Genomic DNA, 20,643 nt, shown 5'->3' with positions numbered 1-20,643 from the left:
GCATACTGATCTGAGACGGCCTTTCTTGTTTTCACCGGGTGCACTCCGCTGGCTACCTATACCGCGCTGCGGTTCTTGATGTCGCGAAGCGAATCGCTGAATGCCTCCCCGTACATCTCCCACACCGTCATGAAGAGCGCTGCAATGATGGGTCCGATTATGAAGCCGAACAGACCAAAGAGTCCGATGCCGCCGAGCGTTCCGAAAAAGATGAAGAGTTCATGCAGACGGGTATCGCGGCCAACGAGAATCGGGCGGAGGATGTTGTCGATCTGGCCGACGACAATGGCGCAGAAGAGTGCCACCCCGATGGCCTGCGGGACCCGCCCCGAGGCGGCAAGAGAGATGACGGCCGGCACCCATATAATGGGCGGACCGAGCACCGGCACGACAGAGAGAACGGTCATGAGGGTCCCCCAGAAGAGCGCACTTTCTATGCCGCCTATATGCAGAGCAAGGCCGGCAAGCCCGCCCTGCACGACACCGACGATCATCGTCCCCTTGATGGTTGCACGGGTCACCGACAGAAACTTGTCGAGCAGGCGCTGCTGATCTGCATCGGACATGGGCAGGTAATACAGAACCCTTTCCAGAAGCGGTTTGCCGTCACGCAGGAAAAAGAACATCGTATAGAGAAAGATCGTGAAGAGGAATAGATCGTTGACGGCCGAATACGTGAACGTAAAGAGCGTCTTGAAAAGCATTGATCCAGTATTCGAGACGATCTCGCCAACCCGCTGCAGAATATCCTCCCTGTACGCCACGAGTTCCGGGTAGTAGGGCAGGGTGCTGAGCTGATCGGCGAGGAATGCGGGTTCAAGGATCTGATTCAGCCATGGAACTGCCTGGCTGCTGATATGTACTGCCTGCAGTGCGACCACGCCGAGCAAAAGGGCAAGGGGAAGAAAACCGATGAGAACAAGAGCGAGCATGCTCAACCCCGCACTCAGCCCTTTGCGCCCGCCTGTCCACTGCAGGAAGCGGTTGTGCACGGGCATCGAGAGTGCTGAAAAAATGGCAGCGAGGAATATGGCCATCAGAAAATAGCGGATCATGGCGAAAAAGAGCGCCGAAATAAAGAGAACGATAAGGAGCAGGATGATCCGGTTGGCTTTGATGCTGTTCATGGTCGATCGTTCTGTTGGGGACGGTTGCCGCCCCATGTTAGAGCCATTCGTTCGGTGGTCCGCCAAGCAGTCGCGCGCGGACAAGCGCCACGGCGAAAATCCCTGCACTTTCCGCCCGGAGTATTGTGCGGCCGAAAGACATCTCCCCGAACCCTGCCTCTTTTGCGGCTTCAACTTCGCCAGGCGTGAAGCCACCCTCTCCACCTATCAGGAAAAGTACCTTTTTCCCCGGAAAGTCCAGCTCTGGAACAACCCCTGAGCCCTCATAGGGAATCAGTCGGAGGTCGTATCCTTTGAGCCCGAGAGCCTCCCTGAACGAGAGGGGCTCATGGAGCTTGGGAAGATGGAACCGCCCCGACTGGCGAGCGGCGGAGAGCAGGATGTTCCGCCACCGGTCCATCCTTCCGGCAAACCGCTCCCGCGAAGGCTGACTGACTGTGCGCTGGGTCATCATCGGAATGACGCCGGAAACGCCGAGCTCGGTGGCCTTTTCCAGGAAAAAGTCAAACCGGGCAGGTGCCTTGAGAAGGGAAATGGCCACCGTCACCCCTGTAGCAGGACGCTCGACAACCGAACGAGCAAGTATCTCTCCTTCAAGCGAACGCTTCCCGATGGAGGTGATGGCGATGTCAACAGAGAGTCCGCTGCCGTCGGTCACCTTGATGCGCTCACCCTCTTTTTTTCGAAGCACACGGCTGAGGTGGTGGAACTCGTCACCCTCGATCATAAGCGAGCGGGCCGATGCAGCGACGCTGCCTTCTGGAACGTAAAATAACTCCATAACGATCTCTTTCACTCTTTTGCCGCAAGGGCGACAGCTGCAAGGGATACCGATCCGGCGCCCCCCTCGATGAGGGCTTCGGCTGCTGCGGCCATGGTAGCGCCGGTTGTCACCACGTCATCGACGAGCAGCACACGTGCGCCGCCGGGAACCCCCGAGGCCCGGAACGCACCGGCTAGGTTTTTTCGCCGGTCAACGGCGGCCAGACCGGTCTGGGATGCCGTTTGGCGTGTACGGACAAGTAACGTTCCCATGACGGGCGTTGCCATAACGGCGCCGATGCCTTCAGCGATTTTTTCAGCCTGATTGTATGTCCGTTCCGTTTTCTTCATCCGGTGCAGGGGAACCGGCACGATGCAGTCAACCATCACCTCTCCGCCGCTGCCGATGAGCATCCACTCCCCGAGTTCACGGCCGAACACGCCACCGAGAGCATGCACGCCCCCGTACTTCATCGCATGCAGTGCTTCCTGAAGCGGGCTCCCCTTGTGAAACAGATAGCGGCACCATCCCTGGCGGAACACAAACCCGGAGCCGAACCGCCCCGAAATAGAGGCTCTGAGCATCGATTCGCTCTCCAGAGGGGAAGCAAAGGGGGAGAACTCCCTTCGGCAGGTGTTGCAGCATAGCGCCTCACCCTCAACAAGCAAAGACGAACATACCACGCAGACATCGGGAAAAAGCATATGGAACAGTTCGCCGCCGAAGCCGCCGCCCATCATTCAGCGCTGAAGCAGAGAGCAGCCGCTCCATGCATGCCGGCCCGGTTGCCGAGATCTGCTCTGACGACTGAAAGCCCATCGTGCATGGAAGGCAGGGTAGATTGCTGCAGTACGGCAAGAGCGGGTTTCAGCAGGAGATCGCCAGCGGCTGAAATACCACCGCCGACAACAAATTTCCTGATATCCATGAGCGCCGTAACGCTTGCGAGCCCTGTACCGAGAATGGAACCGACCCGGGTCCATACTTCCTGCGCTGCAAGGTCCCCTTCAAGCGCCGCAGCTTCAAGATGCCGCGGAGAAAGCGAGGCCCAGTCATTGCCGCAAAGAGCTCCGACTGAAGAGGGGGAATGGTGCTCGGCGATCATCCGCCGAGCCATCTCCACCAGACGATCCTTGCCGATGAGTCCTTCAAGGGTACCGCGAATGCCGGCATGGAGGGAGGAACCGTTGTAATCGACAATCATGAAGCCGACCTCCCCCGCCGTTCCGTTCGGACCCCGGTAGAGCTCATGGTTGAGAACGATGCCGCCACCGACACCAGTTCCGAGCGTCACCATAAGAAAGTCCGGAAACGCACGTCCTGCACCGTAGACAGCCTCGCCGTAAGCGGCAGCGTTTGCATCATTGTCGAGGAACACCTCGCAGTCGATGCCGGAACCGCCATTGAGTCGCTTCTGCAACTCGCGCCTCAGCTCGACAACCTCCCATCCGGGCAGGTTGGGCGGATGGCTGAGGGTGCCCCGGAGGCGGTCCACCGCACCCGGAGCACCGAGTCCGATGCCTCTGAATTCGCCAGGATCGAGCGTAACCGAGGCGCTCCTGTAGAGGTCTGACGCCGTTGCGGCAACCAGGTCAAGCACCCCGTTGGGTCCCCGCAGGGCTTCTGTGGGTACTGTGGTTTCAGTAATGATGCCGGCAGTCCGGCCCACAACGGCGGCCTTGACGGCTGTGCCCCCTAAATCTATGCCGATGGCCCATTGGGACATATGCCGCGGTTCCTGCTGTTAACTGTTGAAAGGCCTGATGAACTTCCTGCCATGGCTGCCGGAACTGAAGAAATCCAGGATTTCCATGACTTCAGGCTCTTCTGGAAACTCCTGACGCACCTTTTCAAGGCCGTTCGAGAGAAGAAGCCCGGACTGAAAAAGCACCCGGTAGACATCCCTGATTCGGGTTATTTTTTCCGGCGTGAACCCCCTGCGTTTCAGCCCGATAGCATTCAGCCCTTCATAGCGGAAGGCGGCGTGGCCGCCTGCCATGACGAAGGGCGGCACGTCAAGGGCAGCGCGCGAAATCCCGCCGACCATCGCGTAACGCCCGATGCGAACAAACTGGTGGATGCCGGCAAGACCGCCGACGACGGCGTAGTCGCCCACTTCGCAATGCCCGCCGAACTGCACCGAATTGGCGATCACCACATGGTTGCCGATCACACAATCGTGGCCGAAGTGCACATAAGACATGATCAGGTTGTCGGAACCGACCACGGTTTTGCCGCTGGCCATGGTGCCGCGGTTGATGGTAACACACTCCCTGATGACCGTTCGATCACCGATGAAGAGTTCTGTTTTTTCGCCACTAAACTTAAGATCCTGTGGCTCGGTTGCAAGCACCGCTCCGGCATGAATTCTGCAGCCGGCGCCGATGCGTGCTCCGGAAGCAATCTGGACATGGGGGGCAATGGTTGTGCCGGCGCCGATTGTGACATCGTCTTCAATGACCGTGTAAGGTCCAACTTTGACGCCTTCACCGAGAACTGCAGTCGGACTGATGACCGCTGTGGGATGGATGCTGCTCTGCATTGGGGATTATTCCTTCATTTGTTCAAACTCTTTAGAGAGCCCGGGCCGGTTCAAGACATGCGAAAGGGTGTCGATAACCCGGTTCGCCTCGTCGATCCTGCCAAGAACCCGATAGGCCTGGGCAAGCGTAAAAAACAAGCGAGGGTCGGAACCGGGCGATGACAGGCTGCCCAGTTTTTCAAGATACGAAATATACGCCGAAGCCCGATCTTTTTCACCAAGCCGGACATACAGGGATACGACGGAACCAGCCAGTTCAGGATTGAGCGGATAACGTTCAGGAGGCAGCATGGAGGCCACCCGGTCGAGAACCCGCAGCGCAAGCGCCGGCCGCTCGACAAAAGTCTCTCGGCCCGATGAATCCCTGACCGGGAGCGCAGCACCCTCTGAACCCGCCAATTCTATAGCCAGACGGATGAAGAGCGGTGAGTAGTTGGCCGAAAGCCGTCTTGCGGTTTCCTCGATATTGACAGAAGGGTCGCCGAGATTTCGGTACCGGTAGGTCTGCATCAAGTTCCGGTAAAGCAATGCAGGATCGGCGAAACTCATCGGGTCGGCGCTTTCGAGAGGCACGACCCGGTAAACGAGCCCGTCGAGGCGAAGGAACCGCTCTAGCCCTATCATGCCGTCGGGATCGACTGTCAGTGCGAAACAGACAGGACGACGCCCGAAGTTCTGGGTTACAATATCGTACACGGCAAGATCCTGGGGACGGAGATACCCCTGTCCTGCGTAGACCAGCCCAGGCTTCAGTTCCCACTGCATGGTGTCGAGGGGCTCGGAGGGCAGCGCGTATCGGTGCCGGGCTGCATCAGTCTTAAGAGCCTGGGCCGCATTTTTTGAAGGAATCGATACCGCGATCGGCTCTATAGGGACGTAGGTGATATTGCGGAGTTCCTCGTCCGTAAGTCCGAAAGAGACCGGTTCGGCTCCCCTCGGGGAGGTGTTTTTCAACTGCAGGAGATACCATCCCGTATTGGCAAGACTCAGGTTAACCACCCGGACGTCAGTGCGGATCCCTTCAACCTCCTGGAGGTACCAGAGGGGAAAGGTATCGTTATCACCGTTGGTGAAGAGGATGGCGTTCGGAGGGCAGCTTTCGAGAATATTCCACCCCCAGTCCCATGGCACATAATTGCCCGAACGGTCATGGCTATGGTAATTGGCCATGAGCATGCGCGCATCAACCAGTATGAGCGCCAGGCCGACCGTCACAAGGGCAGCCAGAATACGCGTAGATGCACCGGGCTTCTTCAGAAGAGAAACGATGCCGTACCAGAGGCTTTCAATGCCGATGCCGATCCAGAGTGCAAAGGCAAAAAAGCTCCCGACATAGCTGTAGTCCCGCTCACGCGGCTGCGGTTCCGTCTGGTTGAGATAAACCACCAGTGCAGCCCCCGTCAGGATGAAAAGCGCCGTTACAACAAGACCCATCTTCCACTGCCGCCGAAAATGGGCGAACGCGCCACCGAGGCCGAGCAGAAACGGCAGACCCCAGAGGACCGACCAGTCGACCCCGGCGCCTTCCATCTGATCCTGACGGCCGATGAACTGCCAACCAAGGTAACGGAGGTACATCCGGTCAAGCTGGTAGGAAAGAAAATAGTCAAGCTCGCTGCCGTACTGTCGGTAGTGATATTGGTGGATAGGTTCTGGCGACCACCGCCTCGGCCAGAGCGGCATCTGGCCGTACTGTTCGCGATTCAGGTATAAAAAAAACGCATCGGGAGTCGAAGGGTTGTTTTCGTTGATCGGCGGGCCGGCCTGCGCCCTGACGTAGATCAGGCCGTAAGAGGTGTAGCCGATGATGATGAGGAGCACCGACATCACAAGCGTGTTGGCCATCGCCATCCGGGCCCTCTGGGTCTGCCATGCGGCCCAGCCGAGAGCGGAGAGCAGAACGAGCAGGCCACCCCACGATGCAACCTGGAGCAGCACGGGGATACCCTTGATGATGAGGGTGTAGATAAGGAAAAAAAGCCCGGAGGACGCAAGGGCCAGTATGGCAAACGACTTAAGCGTGACCTCGAAACGGCGGAAGTAATAGGCCAGCGCGATGGCAAACAGGGCGAGCAGGCTCAACAAATGCACGCCGATGGAGAGGCCGATCATGTACATCGCCAGGAGAAGCCATCGTTCGTGTCCCTCCCGTGGGTATTCTTCATGCCAACGGAGGATCAGCCACACCACGACGGCCGTGAAGAGCGAAGAAGCGGCGTAGACTTCTGTTTCGACAGCGTTGAACCAGAAACTGTCAGAAAAGGCAAGCGCCAGTGCGCCAATGACTGCCCCGCCGTATGCGGCTGTTTTTTCCGCTCCGTCCCAGCCTGTTGGCGCAGTGCCACGGTAGAGGATGATGAGACGGACTATGATGAGATAGGTGAGCGAAATAGTTGCGGCCGAAGAGAGCACGCTGATAAGGTTGACACGGGCCCCGACGTCACCGAAAAAAGGAAGCATCGAAAACAGGCGGCCGGTGAGCAGAAAGAGTGGCGCGCCGGGAGGGTGCGGCACACCAAGGGTCCGGGCGGTGGCGATGAACTCCCCGCAGTCCCAGAATGAGAGGGTCGGAGCCATGGTCAGGAGGTAGACGGTGCCCGTCAGTACAAAAAGAAATGCGGCAATGGAGCGGTTGACTGCCCGGTGTGTCATGGATGCCTTGCTGGTTAACGGTCACGGAATGAACTCTTCGGCCATGAGATCGGCGAAAAGGAACCCCTCATCTGTCAGGTACAGCTTTCCCCCCTCTTCACGCATCCACCCTTTTGCCTTGAACTGCGCCACAGCCTCGGAAAGCCGATGCCCTAATTTATGCGCTTTTCGCAAAAACCCAACATCGAGTCCACGGTTTATGCGGAGCGTAAGAAAGACCTCTTCTATAAAGCGCTCGCGCTCCCCGAGCACCTCGCAGAACCCTTCGGCCGACTCCGGACGAAGCAGGTAGTCAGAAAGGCTCGGAGTGTTTGCCATGCGGACCTCGCCCGACGGGCTTCGCATGAAGCTGTGGGCAGAGGGACCGAACCCGATATATGGCTCTCGCTCCCAGCTCGCGAGGTTGTAGCGTGACTGGTGGGCTGGAAGTGCGAAGTTGGATATCTCGTACTGGGCAAACCCCGCAGCGGGCAGCACCTCCTGAGCGTAGCGGTAGCAGTCGGCCTGCAGCGCGTCCCCCGGCACCGATACCCTGCCGGACTGAACGTCCCGGTGCAGGATGGTTTTCGGCTCAACCGAGAGCATGTAGACGGAAATGTGATGAGGAGCCAGCGAGATGGCAGTATCAAGATCGCTTTGCCATGCAGGAAGATCTTCGCCCGGTACGCCGCAGATCAAGTCCACGCTAAGGGACTCGAACAGCCCAGCGGCCGCCCTGACGGCATCAGCACCATCTAAGGGCGAATGCTCACGGCCGAGGGCCCGGAGCTTTGGTGCGAAGAAAGACTGAACACCGAGGCTTAGCCGTGTAATGCCGGCCTGACGGAGTTCCCGAAGAGCAGCCGCGTCCTCAGGATTGGCCTCAAGGGCGATTTCGATGCCATCCTCAAACGAAGCAAGGCTGGAAACCTGCTCGAGCCACCGGCCGAGAAAACGCGCCGGCGCAAGCGAAGGGGTACCTCCCCCGAAATGGATAGCACCGATGCTCTGGCCCTTGAAATGGTCGGCCTTCGCCGCAGTCTCTTTTTCGAGCGCCAGAAAAAATGCCTCGAGGAGGCCGGTTCCCGAAACGAGGTAGAAGTCGCAGTACGGGCACCGTTTCCTGCAGAAAGGGATGTGCACATACAGGCTCAGCATGGCGGTCGGAGGAAATCCGCCGGCAGTGCGGCGGAGCGGTTCAGCGGAGGATGTGTGCGGTAACGGCCTCGTAAAGGTCGTCGGCCACGAACTCAGGTACGACGCCCAGACGGCGACATATCTCCTCCTCGTTATGGCCGGTACGAACCAGTATGGGGTGGAGCGATGCACGCAGTCCGCACTCGACGTCAATCAGCTTGTCGCCGATGAAAAACGAGGCATCGCGGTCGACAGTTAAGCCTTCGGCCTTGAAATCAGCGATCGCACGCTCGACCATGCCGGTCTCAGGCTTGCGGCAGCCGGCGAACCGGTCATATTCCGGATGGGGATGCTGCGGATGCGACGGGCAGTAGTAGCAGCGGTCGAAGGATCCGCCGGCTTCGGCCAGCAGTTCGTTGAGATACGTATTGACGTCCTCCACCTGCTCGACGGTAGCGATACCCCGGGCAATACCCGCCTGATTGGAGATGATGACGATGCGGAACCCGGCAGCTCTTGCTAAAGCCACTGCTTCGGCAGCCCGTGCTATCAGTTTAAGCTGAGGCCGTGTTGCCACGTAGGAGCCGGTATCTTCATTGATGGTGCCGTCCCGGTCGAGGAACAAAACTTTGACTGTTTCTGGCATGGTTCAGCTCCCCAACAGTTCGCGGTAAAGCCCTGCGTACTCTTCGGCAGCGCTCTTCCATGCAAAATCACGCGTCATCGCCCGCAGGACCAGTTCCGGCCACCGTTCGCTGTCATGGTAGCAGCCGATTGCCTCCTGCAGCTTTGAAACAAGCGCATCAGGGGTGTACTCACGGAAAATGAACCCGGTGCCCTCATCACCCTTAACCTCATCGATGGTCTCGACGATGCCGCCGCCGGCATAGGCGACAGGGATGGTGCCATAGCTCATGGCGAACATCTGGAGCATCCCGCACGACTCGATTTTTCCGCCCATCACAAGCATGTCGAGACCTGCAATGGCAAGATGGAGAAAACTTTCGGGACAGTCGGTACTGAGGCTCACCTGATCGGGGTGGGTATCGGCAAAGTCCCTGAATGATTTTTCATATTTCTTGTCCCCGGAGCCGCAGATGAGGAGGTTGATATCGAGTGCAACGAGCTTTTTCAGGCTCTTTTCAATGAGCGCCGCACCCTGAAAGTCGTCAAAGTTCATGATGACGCCAATCACGGGCCTGCCTTCTTCAAGCGGCATATGAACCTCTTCAGAGAGGGCTGCACGGTTCTCAAGCTTGCCCTCCATGCGATCGGTAGCGAAGCGCTTCTTGATCAGTTTATCCGTCGAGGGGTTCCACTGGCGGGTGTCGATACCGTTCACGATCCCGTGGAGACTTTCTTTCCGACCTTCAAGAACTTGTTTGAGCCCGCAGCCGGGAACCTCGTCGCGCACGATTTCATCAGCATGGAGTTTCGAGGTCGTCGTCAGCATATCGGCATTCTCGACGCCGGTATAGAGCATATTGACGTGCTCTCCGCTCTTGTGGAGCGCACCGGAGACTTCCTCCGGAAGGAGTTTCTCGAACACCTTGAAAGGAAGGATGCCCTGGCGGTATGCATTGTGTATGGTCAGCACGGTCTTGATGCCCCGGAAAAACTCATGGTCGCGATAAACCGTCTTGAGCAGCAGGGGAATGAGGGATGCGTACCAGTCGTGACAATGGATGATGTCAGGCCTCCACCCGAGACGCACGAGGGTCTCCAGGACACCGACGTTGAAAAAGATTACCTTCTCGGTATTGCCTTTCAGGTCGTTTCCCAGGTAGACATCGGTAAAGAGCCCGTTGCGCTTGAAGTACTTCTCGTTATAAAGGAAATAGGTCTGTATCTTGCTCGAAGGCAGGGCGGTTACCTTGACATTGAGCAGGTCGGTCTTCTCCCTGAGCGGAACCTCGATGTCGGACAGCCGCAGGACATCATGAAGGCGGAACTTCCGGTCGTTGATGGTCCCGTACTTCGGCATCATGATGCGGGCCTCAAAACCTTCCTCCTCAAGAGCCTGAGGAAACGATGCCATAAAATCAGCCAGGGCGCTGGTTCTTACAAATGGGGATACTTCGCCGGAGACATAAAGAACCTTATAGTTTCGTCTGGACATCTAAGGGACAATCGATCTATATTTTTTCACCAAAAACTTTCATAGAACTGCATTAGTTTTTAATTTACGAATTTTCATCGTCACATACAATTTAGCCGGTCTGAGGCGTCAACCGAACACCATGCACATGAAGGGCACCACGCACATCCTTAAAGCCCTCCTGATCCTTCTGGCTGTCGGCACTGCGGGTTGCGCATCAGACAAACCCCCAACCGGAGGCCTCCCCGACCCCACGCCGCGGCAAGTATTCTTCTCCGACCCCGACTCCGGTGCCGTAAACATCTCCCCCAAGAAAATCCGGTTCCTCTTCAGCCACCTGACCACCGCACGGGAGCTGCTCTACTCGTTGCATTTCTCCCCGATGGTAGACAACTACCATGTCACGGTAAACGGCATGGAAGGCGTGATAGACATCTTCAGCCCGCTCCGCCGGAACCAGACCTATATCGTAACCCTCAACAAGCGCCTCTTCGAGAGCTATACGCTTCCTTTTTCAACCGGTCCCGGGATCGATACATCCCTCGTACGGGGAACCGTCTTCAATGAAGACATGAGTCCATCCGCCTCGGCATTCGTCTTTGCCTACAGGCTTCCAGATGGATCAATAGCACCAATGGACATGCGCAAGACGAAGCCAGACTATCTGGCCCAGACAGACGGCTCGGGAAACTTCAGCTTCCGGCATCTCCAGAAAGGATCCTACAGCCTGCTTGCAGTGAATGACATCAACGGCGACATGCGGTGGGACCGGTACCGCGAAGGAATAGGCCTCACCACCGCGGCCGTCATCCATCCTGACACCACGCGCCACATCATCAGGATGGGCGGAATCGACAGTGAAACAAACGGCTTGTCGGCATGCCGTCCCCTTGAAAGGAACAGGCTCGAACTCACCTTTACACGCCCGCTCGACGTGGCGACATTCAACCCTGACGACGTCAACATCATAAACCCGCGTACTGGAAAAAACGTACCGGTTATTGACTGGTTCAGCAGCACCGGCAGTACCGAAAGCCGCCGCATCACGATTGTCACCGGACGGCTCGACACGGGAGGTCAGTACCTCATCAGCATCCGCGGAAGCGAAAAAGAGGCAATCAGCTTCTGGCCGACACGTCACACCGTAGAAAAGCTTCCCATCCGGGTGACCTTCCACCCCACCGATAAAAGCCGGCCCGGATATCAAGGCGCTGAAATTCCATGCGGCCCTGAAGCAGTCGTACTCCGCTTTTCCGAACCGGTACCCGAAACCATCGCCCGGAGTGCAGCAAGCCTTTCCATTGAAGGGGACGAATCTCCAGCTACGATTGAGAGCCTCTTGAAGAAAATCGACGCCAAGACCTTTACCCTCCGGCCGAGAGAAGGGTTCCGCCCGGGTACGACCTACCGGGCGTCGGTGGATTCGGCACTCGTCAACGGCATTGAAGTCCGGCCCGGAACAAAAAGGACAACGTTCTCGCGCTTCACTGCAGCCTCAGCCGACGACATGGGCAGCATCAAAGGCAGCTGCAGGGCCCCCCGCGGGCCGGTCATCGTCGAAGCGCGCGGGACTGCGACATGGCGGACTGAAGCAATCAGGGACGCATCCGGGCGATACGTCTATGCATTTCCGGCCCTGCCACCAGGCACTTACGCCCTCAGTGCATTCATTCCGTCCAGGCCGAAAAAGGGCGGCGCCTGCATGCAGCAGCCGTATCCCGGCACGCTCTTCCCGTTCACTCCGGCAGACCCCTCCGCAGTCCATGAAGGCAGTGTCAGGGTCCGGGCCCAGTGGACGGCAGAAAACATCGACATAACGTTCAAAAACGAAACAACGGACCGAAACCCTACACCATGAGCACATCTTTCCGCATTGGACCCAATTCCATCATACAGACTGTAGCCGCGCTTGAAGCATCCTTCGGCAAGAAACAAGCCGAGGAACTGCTGAAGAAAATCGATCATGGCCACCTGATCGGCAACCTCCCCTCGGAGATGGTCGAAGAGTCGAAATTCCACGCTCTCGTCACTGCGCTCGACAAGGAAATCGGCTCCCAGAAAACCGGTGCCATCCTTGAGGAGTCCGGAAGCCGGACGGCTCAGTACCTTCTGCGGGTCAGAATACCGGGACTCTTTCAGAAGTTCCTGAAGCTGCTCCCGGCCGGGCCTGCGTTCAGTCTCTTCCTCTTTGCCATCAGCAAGAACGCCTGGACGTTTGCCGGAAGTGGAGCATTCAGCTATAGCACAGGCAAAAAGCCCACCATCACTGTAGTAGTGACTCATCCCTCCGTCCCGGTGGTCGGCAGCTTCTACCTCGGCACCTTCACCTACCTGCTCGAGCAGCTCGTCAACCCGAACGTGAAGATCAAAGCCGACATCCGCGAAGAGGGCAACACCATCACCTGCCACTACGCCTGCAGAATCTGAAGAACACTCCGGCTCTACCGACATCACGGAAGAGTAAGCGGACTGAAGAATCGCCCTGAAAGCAAAAAACCCCGCAGCCGCGGGGTTTTTGCTTGTACTGAAAACGCTGCTCTTACTGCCAGCCGCCGACAATTTCGAAAATCTCGCGGTCGCCGATCGGAACCGGAACCGATGACTTCGGAGCCTCTGACAGAAGATCTTCGGCGATCTGCAGATAAGGCTGAAGGCACTCCTCCTTTCCCTCCTCGCTATCCTCCATGGCAAACAGGGTCTTGCCGGCAAAACGGCTCCTGCGAATGAGTTCGTGGTAGGGGACCTTGGCTAGGAGGCGGGTGCCGACCTTCTCTGCGAACTGGTCGAGCATGTTGGTGCCGCCGCCCTTGGCGTAGTCGACGCGGTTGGCAACAATACCGGCAAGCTTCACTTTGTAACGGACACTCTTCTGCTGGATGGCCATGCAGAGGCGATTGGCGGCGAAGATGCTGTCGAAATCATTGGTTGCGATGATGAGTGCGTAGTCGGCATAGTTCAGCGGTGCGCTGAATCCGCCGCAGACCACGTCGCCGAGCACGTCAAAAAGGATGACGTCGTATTTGTCGTAGAGACCGAGTTCCTGGAGCAGGGTGACCGATTCGCCGACCACATAGCCGCCGCAGCCGCTGCCGGCCGGGGGGCCGCCCGCCTCAAGACCGTCGATGCCTGCAAAACCGGTTTCAATGACATCCTCGGCGGTCAGCTCCTCATGGTGGAAATCGACCTCTTCAAGGGCCTCGATGACGGTTTTCTGCAACTTCCCGGTAATCGGGAAAGTGCTGTCGTGCTTGGGGTCGCATCCGATCTGCAGCACCTTGGCGCCCTTGAGGGCGAGAGCCGCAGATATGTTGGCGCTGGTGGTGCTTTTTCCGATACCGCCTTTGCCGTATACAGCCAGGACTAGACTCATAATGAAATCAGGGAATTGATTGATGAAATACCGTTCTATCCGCCGAGCGACTCTTTCGCCCGTCTGAACACTTCGACGCTGACCGTCGACTCGCCGTTTTCCTGCGCAAAGTTCTCTGTGTTCTTCCGCACTTTCTTGCGGACGAAGAAGGGAACCTTCTTCAACATGGTTTCAGCTTCATCGGTCCACATCATGCCACCCTCCTCGGGTGCCGCTGCCGGAGTTGCCGTACCGGCCGAGACCGGGATACTGCCATCTCCCGATGCAGCTGAGGACTCCTCATACTCAAGACCCGCATCACCGAAAAAGTCGATCAGGTGCTTCTCAAGGCCGAGCTTGCAGGAAATATACACCCTGTCTGCAATGACGTCGGCACCCTCAAACCCGAGGAACGGATAGTAGCCGAGCAGATGATTTTCGATATGGGTCGGGGGGCAGACAACCATGCAGGGCACGTCCAGCTTTCGGCAGCTATGCCGTTCCATCTGGGTGCCGCAGACGAGGTCGGGCATTTCATCCTCGATGAGCTTTGCCACGTCCTGAAAGCGTTCGGTGACCATAAGTGCACCGGGCAGGTATCCATCAAGTTCCTTGCGAACCCAGTCCGCATGACGCTCAAGATAGGTTCCAGCACCGATGATCTGCATGCCGAGCTCGTCGCGGAGGAACTTAACCATGGCGACCGTGGTGGTGGCGTCACCGAACACGAATGCCTTCTTGTTGCTGAAGCTCTCCATGTCAGCCGTCCGGGCAAACCATGGCACGCCTGAAGGAGCGCTCATCCCGTCCAGGGAGAAAGCATGCAGTTCGGGCATAGCAATGGGCTGAGCGCCCTCTTTGGCACCGATGGTGTTGAGTTTTTCAATGACGGAGCGCAGCCAGTGGAGCGTTGGTTCGACGCCGAGCGGCGTACCGTACTCGGTCGGAACGCCGAAGGTCTCTTCAAGGTATGCGGCAGCCGTCTGTCCGATTTCGCGGAAGGGTGCGATGGTGAGCCATGCCTCGGGAAGCCTTTTCAGGTCAGCGATGCCCGCACCCCAGGGAGCGACCACATTAACCTTTACACCAAGCGTTTTGAGCATCCTGCGGATGCTTGTGAGGTTCGCCTTCAGGTGGAAGCCGAGGGAGGTGAATCCCAGCAGATTGACGGTCGGTGCGGCCGTCTTCGGCCCTTCGACGGCATAGCGTTTCACCAGTGCTGTAAGAAGGCCGTCAGCCGCCTCGTTCTCGGTCACCCTGAACGGGTTGACCGCATAGACCATCAGCTTATCCTGCGGCACACCAGACTGTGCGGCGAGCTGGTGGAGGTCCTCCTGGAGCAACGCGGTGCTGCAGCTCGGAGCGATGACGGAAAGCTCCGGGTGGTAGTGCTCTTCAACCTGCTGCAGGGTCGCCGGAAGGCGCGACACGCCCTGGGCGAGGTCGCGGCCACGGACCACACTGATGGAGAGCGCCGGGAATTCAGGCGTCCTCTCGAGCATGGTATAGGTGGCCGTAATATAGTCGTCGCCCTGCGGGGCATGGTAGACCGTGTGAACCCCTTTCATGCTATTGGTGACACGGCTGATACCATGAAGGGCGGTACCCTCGTAGAGCCAGAAAGCTAAGCGCATACTCGGTAACTTTTGTTATTGCATTTCCTGCTGGATACTTATTCGGCGGCCGGCATGACGCCTTCAAGCCAGACCTCTTTTTCGAATGCCGGGAGCTTCGAGCGCCGGTCAAGCGGTGAAACGAAGAGGTTTGCGAGAGTAAAGACCCCTGACCACCCGTGGATGGGCATGAGCATGAACTCCATGCTCCACTTGACGATGAAACCATGCCCGACAAAAGGATTCGCCGTCATCAGCGAGGTGACGATCATGTCGGGGCGGTCCCGTTTGATGTCCTCGAGCTGGCGATGGAAGTTGGGCTGCTCTACAATGCGCACTCCCTCAAGTGCCTTGAGTTCCTTGGCAAGGAATTTCTTGTTGATGTAAGCACTGCTGCACTCCACGACTTCCGCGCCCGCGCTCCTGAGGAAACGGCCCAGCGGCAGTTCCATCATGGTATCGGCTGTCAGAAAGACTTTCTTCCCTTTCAGCATGGCCGTCTGGCGACTGATTTTTTCCCATGCAGCCTTTTCACGGTCACGAAGATCAACCTCAATGCCGAACTCGCGGGCGAGATCCTCCCAGAACACCCGGGTGCCGTCCGGACCGAACGGGAAGAGGGAGTGAAGGGTTTTGGCGCCGCGCTCGCGCTCAAGCTTAACGGCAACACGAGACAGGTAGGGCTGAACAGGTGCAAGTATGGTATCGGGTCCGATGGCGGGCATCCTGTCAAAACGGGATTCAGGCAGGAACCCCCCGACCTTTATGCCGAGTTCTTCGGCTTCCGCACGGAGGTCGTCGGCGGTGGCATCGTTTACCGAACCGAGGAAGACTACACTCTTCTCACCCGCCGGAGCCACCGGACAGTATGGAACGAGGGCGTGGAGGACCGAGTCTTCAGCCTGGGTGAAATTGTAGACAAGCCCGCTGGCGGGTACGAACAGCACCGGAGTCCGGGGAGTGCTGAGATGGTCGGCAAGGCCCTTGAAGTCGACCTTCATGACCTCAGGTGTACATGAAGAGAGCAGGAAGATGACCGACGGGTTATGGTCGGTCTTGATTTCAGCGATTACCTCATCGAGGGTCGGCTCGTTTTTGGAAAGGTCACCCTCTTCAATCAGCGCGATACCAAAACGCGGCTTTGCGAAGATCATCATACCGAGGGCATTCTGCAGGAAATGAGCACAGGTGTGGGTACCAAGGACAAGGAAGAAACTGTCCCTGATCTTCTGGTACATCCAGCCGACCGAAGCCAATCCGCAGAAGCTGTGCGTTACATTATCTTCCTTGAGTATCTGTACTTCACCGGGAACCTGCAGCATGGATTTTCCTCCTGATTATGACCGCCCTGGAGCGCCCTTGGCGGCTGAACTTATGAACTTGAAGATAAAATTTTTTAGCCAATCCCCCTACTCCGCGCGGGGGGCTATTTTCGCTTTGACGGAAGCGGTCTTGTCCCCGAGGCGGACCGCACGGTCCCGCCGGTCATCGATCTTCATGACAGTATAGACCCGCCTTCCTCCGCGGGTGAAGGAATACTCGTGGAGCTGTTCGGCCAGCCGGAACAGCATTGACGCCGGGCCCTCCACCGTCGTACCCATATCATGCAGGCGGTAGCTGCAGCCGCTGTCAGCGAGCAGTTCCTGCAGACCGGCAACAAATGCGCTGTGGCTGCCGTCCTTCTGGTCAAGCCGGATGACGGCAATATCCATGAGTGCCATGCTGCGCCTTCCTGTTTTAAAGGATTACCTGAACACGGTCTCTTCACGGCCGGGGCCGACGGAGATGAAAGTCACCGGCACCTCAAGTTCACGCTCAAGGAACTCCACGTAATCGCGGGCCTCGGGACGCATGTCCTCAAAGGTACGAGCAGAGGCGTTCGAAGCCATCCAGCCTTTTAGTGTGGTATAGACCGGCTGCACCGCTGAGAGGGTCTGGTGGTCAGTCGGAAAATCGCGGATCTCTTTACCGTTGAGCAGGTAAGAGTTGCAGACCTTGATCTCTTCGAACCCGTCAAGGACGTCAAGCTTGGTGAGGGCCAGTTCAGTGATGCCGTTGACGGCTACCGAATAGCGCATGGCGACCAGATCAATCCATCCGCATCGCCGCTTCCTGCCGGTCGTAGCGCCGAACTCATGGCCGACCCGGCCGAGCATTTCGCCGGTATCGTCATTCAGCTCAGTAGGGAATGCGCCGTTGCCGACTCTCGTCATGTAGGCCTTGCAGACACCGATGACCTTTCCGATATGGTTGGGGGCGATGCCGGAACCGGTACATGCGCCACCGGAGGTAGGGCTGGAGGATGTGACGTAGGGATAGGTTCCGTGGTCTACGTCGAGCAGACATCCCTGTGCCCCTTCGAGCAGCACCGTCTTACCCTGGCGGAGCTGGCGGTTCAAATAGAGCTGGGTATTTGTGATATAAGGATCCATGAGTTTATCAAACTCCTCATACTCGCGGACCATCGACTCGACATCAATCTCGTCACCCTCATAGATATTGCGGAACACCTTATTTTTTTCAGCCAGGTTCTCGCGGAGCTTCTCCTGCAGCAGACCCGGGCTGAGCAGGTCGACAACCCTGATTCCTTTCCGGGCGAATTTGTCTTCATAGCTCGGACCGATGCCTCGGCCGGTTGTACCAATCTTCTGACCGCCCTGTGCATTTTCATGCAGGGCATCGAGCCGCTTATGGTACGGCATGATCAGATGTGCGTTGTGGCTGATGAACAGCCTCCCCTTCACCGTGTAACCGAGCTCTTCGACCTTTGCAATCTCCTCAAGCAAAGCCACGGGATCAATCACCACCCCGTTTCCAATGACACAGACACACTTTTCGTTGAAAATGCCGGAGGGAATCAGGTGGAGGACGACGCTCTTGCCGTCGAAACAGATGGTGTGACCTGCATTGGCGCCGCCCTGATAGCGGACAACGATATCATACTGGTCTGAGAGATAATCGACAAGCTTGCCCTTGCCCTCGTCACCGAACTGGGTGCCGATGAGGACAGTTGCCGACTGCGAAGGAAGAGTGAATGGTTTTGATTCCACAACGATGGGTATTTACGGGATGTAGGGGCTCACTGGAACAACAACCTGTCAAGGTACCAAAATTATTGCTTTTTTTTGAAGCCTTCATTCCATGCACGCTTATGTTACCAAGTCCGCACCCTCAGAACCTGCTCCAGAACCGTCCTCTGAACGATAGCGGCCGAAATGGGCCAGCAGCTCCTTTCTCCCCTTGCCGGAAAGCGACGAATACATCACAATGAACTCTGCATCCAGAGCATAGCTTTCTGTCGACCGCTTCGCCTGCGCCCGCTCCTTCTGGGTAAGCTTATCATCCTTGGTAAGAACGATGCCGTAGGGACGGTCGTGATAGGCAAGAAACTTCATCATCTCACGGTCCGACTGCATGGCGGGATGGCGTGCATCGAGCAGAAGAACCACAAGCACAATGGCCCGGCGACCGCCCACATAGCCAGCAAGCAGTCGGCCCCATGCATCTTTTTCAGCATGGCTCACCGCCGCATACCCGTAGCCGGGAATGTCGACGAAGTAGAGATCGTCGTTGATGAGGAAATAGTTGATCAGGCGGGTCTTCCCCGGTGTGGAACTGGTTTTTGCCAGCCCCTTGCGCCCCGTCAGCGAATTAAGCAGTGAGGATTTGCCGACATTGGAACGTCCGGCGAATACAATTTCAGGAAAACTCTCTTCAGGCAGGTCTGAGAGCGAGGAAACGCTTCGAAAGAATGCAGCGTTGATAATCTTCATAAAGCAAGTGGGAAGCAGGGAACAGGCGGGAAGTCCCGGTTAAAAAAGAAGCTAAAAACCTTGGGATAAAAACCCAAATGTTTAACTTTCACGAGGTTTTTGCCCTCGTACAGTCATCTTCAGGGCGCCCGCAAGCCACTTAACCACAACACTCTATGCCGCTCGTCATATACAACTCCCTCGGACGGGAGAAACAGCTGTTCGAACCCCTGCGCCCCGGTGTAGTCGGCATCTACGTCTGTGGCCCCACAGTATACGGCCATGCCCACCTCGGCCATGCAAAGAGCTACGTCTCCTTCGACGTGGTCGTCCGCTGGTTGCGGGAGAGCGGCTACAGGGTGAAGTATGTGCAGAACATCACCGATGTCGGCCATCTATCGGACGATGCGGATGAGGGAGAAGACAAGATCGCCAGACAGGCACGCATCGAGAAAACCGATCCGATGGAGATCGCCCAGTTCTACACCAGGAGCTTTCTTGATGACATGGACCGGCTCGGCGTACTCCGCCCGAACATCTCTCCGCTGGCGACCGGACACATCCCTGAACAGATCGCTCTCGTCGATAAACTCCTGAAGCTCGGTCATGCCTATGAGGTCAACGGTAATGTCTACTTCTCCGTTGAGAGTTTCCCGGGATACGGCAAGCTGTCCGGGCGCACCGACCTTGAGGCGGTCCAGTCGGGGGGCCGTATCGGAGTGCGCAGCGAAAAACATAACCCATCCGACTTCGCGCTCTGGAAAAAGGCCGAGGATGGACACCTCATGCAGTGGGACTCCCCCTGGGGCATGGGCTATCCCGGATGGCACCTCGAGTGCTCTGCGATGTCGATGAAATACCTGGGCGACACCATAGACATCCACGGCGGCGGCATGGAAAACCGATTCCCCCACCATGAATGTGAAATCGCCCAGTCTGAGGCTGCAAACGCAAAGCCCTACGTCCGGTACTGGATGCACAACAACATGGTGACGGTTAACGGGACGAAAATGGGAAAATCGCTGAAGAATGCCGTCAACCTGAAAGAAATCTTCAAAACCGTCGATCCGCTGGCCGTTCGCTTCTTCATTCTCCAGTCACACTACCGATCGCCGCTGGACTATTCCGATACGGCAGTCGCAGGCTCAACAGCCGGACTCCAGAAGCTTCGGGAAACCCGCCAACGCATCCTTGAGGCAACGCCCGGCACAGGAACCCTTGATGCCGCACCTTTCAGCCAGCGGTTCGGCGAAGCGATGGATGATGACTTCAACACGCCGGTGGCCATCGCCGCGCTGTTCGAGTTCTCAAAGGCCCTGAACACGGCACTCGACCGGCCTGACGGCCTCGATGCCTCGTCGCTGGAAGCGGCACGGAAACTAATCAGCACAGCAGCTGTCACCGTGCTCGGCATCATGACGGAAGACAATGAAAGTGCACTGCACGATGGAGGCCGGAGCGCAGAAACCCTTGAAGAGGTGATGGGGGTTCTTTTGGAGCTACGCAGTGAAGCAAGGAAAAACAAGGATTTTGCGACAAGCGACCTGATCCGCGACCGCCTGCTTGCAGCCGGCATAGAGATCAAGGACACCCGTGAAGGAGCATCCTGGTCGAAAACCCGATCCTGAGGA

General features: G+C 57.4%; 18 protein-coding genes. 3 read left to right on the top strand and 15 right to left on the bottom strand.

All coding sequences use genetic code 11. The annotated features are described in order from the left end of the window. Window positions 1–56: 56 nt before the first annotated feature. The 9 genes from A3K90_RS08770 to A3K90_RS08730 are packed head-to-tail and all read right to left on the bottom strand — an operon-like array spanning window position 57 to window position 10,319. Window positions 57–1,127 (bottom strand): AI-2E family transporter, encoded by a 1,071-nt coding sequence (locus A3K90_RS08770; RefSeq protein ID WP_303682230.1) that lies wholly within the window; start codon window positions 1,125–1,127, stop codon window positions 57–59. A gap of 37 nt (window positions 1,128–1,164) precedes the next feature. Next, window positions 1,165–1,908: a 16S rRNA (uracil(1498)-N(3))-methyltransferase gene (locus tag A3K90_RS08765; RefSeq protein WP_303682229.1), complete on the bottom strand. Its 744-nt coding sequence runs from the start codon at window positions 1,906–1,908 to the stop codon at window positions 1,165–1,167. Between the two features lie 11 nt (window positions 1,909–1,919). Further along, on the bottom strand, window positions 1,920–2,630 hold the full coding sequence (locus tag A3K90_RS08760; protein WP_303682228.1) for a ComF family protein: 711 nt from the start codon (window positions 2,628–2,630) through the stop codon (window positions 1,920–1,922). After that, a complete protein-coding gene (locus A3K90_RS08755) occupies window positions 2,627–3,616 on the bottom strand; it encodes an ROK family protein (RefSeq protein ID WP_303682227.1) in 990 nt (329 codons plus the stop codon). Before A3K90_RS08755 ends, A3K90_RS08760 begins: the two co-directional genes overlap by 4 nt. A gap of 18 nt (window positions 3,617–3,634) precedes the next feature. Continuing rightward, on the bottom strand, window positions 3,635–4,432 hold the full coding sequence (gene lpxA / locus A3K90_RS08750) for an acyl-ACP--UDP-N-acetylglucosamine O-acyltransferase (RefSeq protein ID WP_303682226.1): 798 nt from the start codon (window positions 4,430–4,432) through the stop codon (window positions 3,635–3,637). A 6-nt stretch (window positions 4,433–4,438) separates the two neighbouring features. After that, window positions 4,439–7,084: a DUF2723 domain-containing protein gene (locus tag A3K90_RS08745; protein WP_303682225.1), complete on the bottom strand. Its 2,646-nt coding sequence runs from the start codon at window positions 7,082–7,084 to the stop codon at window positions 4,439–4,441. A gap of 21 nt (window positions 7,085–7,105) precedes the next feature. Beyond that, window positions 7,106–8,221: a radical SAM family heme chaperone HemW gene (gene hemW, locus A3K90_RS08740; RefSeq protein ID WP_303682223.1), complete on the bottom strand. Its 1,116-nt coding sequence runs from the start codon at window positions 8,219–8,221 to the stop codon at window positions 7,106–7,108. Window positions 8,222–8,261: 40 nt separating this feature from the next. Continuing rightward, a complete protein-coding gene (locus A3K90_RS08735; RefSeq protein ID WP_303682221.1) occupies window positions 8,262–8,846 on the bottom strand; it encodes an HAD-IIIA family hydrolase in 585 nt (194 codons plus the stop codon). A 3-nt stretch (window positions 8,847–8,849) separates the two neighbouring features. Then, on the bottom strand, window positions 8,850–10,319 hold the full coding sequence (locus tag A3K90_RS08730) for a starch synthase (RefSeq protein WP_303682220.1): 1,470 nt from the start codon (window positions 10,317–10,319) through the stop codon (window positions 8,850–8,852). A 127-nt stretch (window positions 10,320–10,446) separates the two neighbouring features. On the opposite strand from A3K90_RS08730, the gene A3K90_RS08725 reads away from it, so the two are divergent. Both A3K90_RS08725 and bchJ read left to right on the top strand, forming a co-directional pair. Next, window positions 10,447–12,156, top strand: a complete 1,710-nt coding sequence (locus A3K90_RS08725) for an Ig-like domain-containing protein (RefSeq protein WP_303682219.1) — start codon at window positions 10,447–10,449, stop codon at window positions 12,154–12,156. Further along, window positions 12,153–12,725, top strand: coding sequence for a bacteriochlorophyll 4-vinyl reductase (gene bchJ / locus A3K90_RS08720; protein WP_303682218.1), 573 nt, complete (start codon window positions 12,153–12,155; stop codon window positions 12,723–12,725). The genes A3K90_RS08725 and bchJ overlap by 4 nt, the downstream gene beginning before the upstream one ends. A 112-nt stretch (window positions 12,726–12,837) precedes the next feature. Here bchJ and bchL read toward each other — a convergent pair whose 3' ends face one another. The 6 genes from bchL to yihA form a co-directional block, all read right to left on the bottom strand. After that, window positions 12,838–13,668, bottom strand: a complete 831-nt coding sequence (gene bchL / locus A3K90_RS08715; protein ID WP_303682217.1) for a ferredoxin:protochlorophyllide reductase (ATP-dependent) iron-sulfur ATP-binding protein — start codon at window positions 13,666–13,668, stop codon at window positions 12,838–12,840. Between the two features lie 35 nt (window positions 13,669–13,703). Then, window positions 13,704–15,281 (bottom strand): ferredoxin:protochlorophyllide reductase (ATP-dependent) subunit B, encoded by a 1,578-nt coding sequence (locus tag A3K90_RS08710; RefSeq protein WP_303682216.1) that lies wholly within the window; start codon window positions 15,279–15,281, stop codon window positions 13,704–13,706. Between the two features lie 38 nt (window positions 15,282–15,319). After that, entirely contained in the window at window positions 15,320–16,582 is a 1,263-nt protein-coding gene (bchN, locus tag A3K90_RS08705; protein WP_303682215.1) for a ferredoxin:protochlorophyllide reductase (ATP-dependent) subunit N, read from the bottom strand. Between the two features lie 87 nt (window positions 16,583–16,669). Further along, window positions 16,670–16,981, bottom strand: coding sequence for an MTH1187 family thiamine-binding protein (locus A3K90_RS08700; RefSeq protein ID WP_303682214.1), 312 nt, complete (start codon window positions 16,979–16,981; stop codon window positions 16,670–16,672). 24 nt (window positions 16,982–17,005) lie between these two features. Next, window positions 17,006–18,310, bottom strand: coding sequence for an adenylosuccinate synthase (locus A3K90_RS08695; protein ID WP_303682213.1), 1,305 nt, complete (start codon window positions 18,308–18,310; stop codon window positions 17,006–17,008). A 99-nt stretch (window positions 18,311–18,409) separates the two neighbouring features. After that, window positions 18,410–19,033, bottom strand: coding sequence for a ribosome biogenesis GTP-binding protein YihA/YsxC (gene yihA / locus A3K90_RS08690; RefSeq protein WP_303682212.1), 624 nt, complete (start codon window positions 19,031–19,033; stop codon window positions 18,410–18,412). Between the two features lie 155 nt (window positions 19,034–19,188). Between yihA and cysS the strand changes: the two genes are divergently transcribed. Beyond that, window positions 19,189–20,640, top strand: a complete 1,452-nt coding sequence (gene cysS / locus A3K90_RS08685; protein WP_303682211.1) for a cysteine--tRNA ligase — start codon at window positions 19,189–19,191, stop codon at window positions 20,638–20,640. Window positions 20,641–20,643 lie beyond the last annotated feature (3 nt).

Source organism: Pelodictyon luteolum, from assembly GCF_001622165.1.
Classification (GTDB): Bacteria; Bacteroidota; Chlorobiia; order Chlorobiales; family Chlorobiaceae; genus Chlorobium; species Chlorobium luteolum_B.
This window is presented reverse-complemented; position numbering and strand designations above follow the sequence as displayed.

Coding starts and splice junctions, on each gene's coding strand:
- A3K90_RS08770 (WP_303682230.1), bottom strand. CDS start 1,127: ATGAACAGCATCAAAGCCAACCGGATCATCCTGCTCCTTATCGTTCTC.
- A3K90_RS08765 (WP_303682229.1), bottom strand. CDS start 1,908: ATGGAGTTATTTTACGTTCCAGAAGGCAGCGTCGCTGCATCGGCCCGC.
- A3K90_RS08760 (WP_303682228.1), bottom strand. CDS start 2,630: ATGATGGGCGGCGGCTTCGGCGGCGAACTGTTCCATATGCTTTTTCCC.
- A3K90_RS08755 (WP_303682227.1), bottom strand. CDS start 3,616: ATGTCCCAATGGGCCATCGGCATAGATTTAGGGGGCACAGCCGTCAAG.
- lpxA (WP_303682226.1), bottom strand. CDS start 4,432: ATGCAGAGCAGCATCCATCCCACAGCGGTCATCAGTCCGACTGCAGTT.
- A3K90_RS08745 (WP_303682225.1), bottom strand. CDS start 7,084: ATGACACACCGGGCAGTCAACCGCTCCATTGCCGCATTTCTTTTTGTA.
- hemW (WP_303682223.1), bottom strand. CDS start 8,221: ATGCTGAGCCTGTATGTGCACATCCCTTTCTGCAGGAAACGGTGCCCG.
- A3K90_RS08735 (WP_303682221.1), bottom strand. CDS start 8,846: ATGCCAGAAACAGTCAAAGTTTTGTTCCTCGACCGGGACGGCACCATC.
- A3K90_RS08730 (WP_303682220.1), bottom strand. CDS start 10,319: ATGTCCAGACGAAACTATAAGGTTCTTTATGTCTCCGGCGAAGTATCC.
- A3K90_RS08725 (WP_303682219.1), top strand. CDS start 10,447: ATGAAGGGCACCACGCACATCCTTAAAGCCCTCCTGATCCTTCTGGCT.
- bchJ (WP_303682218.1), top strand. CDS start 12,153: ATGAGCACATCTTTCCGCATTGGACCCAATTCCATCATACAGACTGTA.
- bchL (WP_303682217.1), bottom strand. CDS start 13,668: ATGAGTCTAGTCCTGGCTGTATACGGCAAAGGCGGTATCGGAAAAAGC.
- A3K90_RS08710 (WP_303682216.1), bottom strand. CDS start 15,281: ATGCGCTTAGCTTTCTGGCTCTACGAGGGTACCGCCCTTCATGGTATC.
- bchN (WP_303682215.1), bottom strand. CDS start 16,582: ATGCTGCAGGTTCCCGGTGAAGTACAGATACTCAAGGAAGATAATGTA.
- A3K90_RS08700 (WP_303682214.1), bottom strand. CDS start 16,981: ATGGCACTCATGGATATTGCCGTCATCCGGCTTGACCAGAAGGACGGC.
- yihA (WP_303682212.1), bottom strand. CDS start 19,033: ATGAAGATTATCAACGCTGCATTCTTTCGAAGCGTTTCCTCGCTCTCA.
- cysS (WP_303682211.1), top strand. CDS start 19,189: ATGCCGCTCGTCATATACAACTCCCTCGGACGGGAGAAACAGCTGTTC.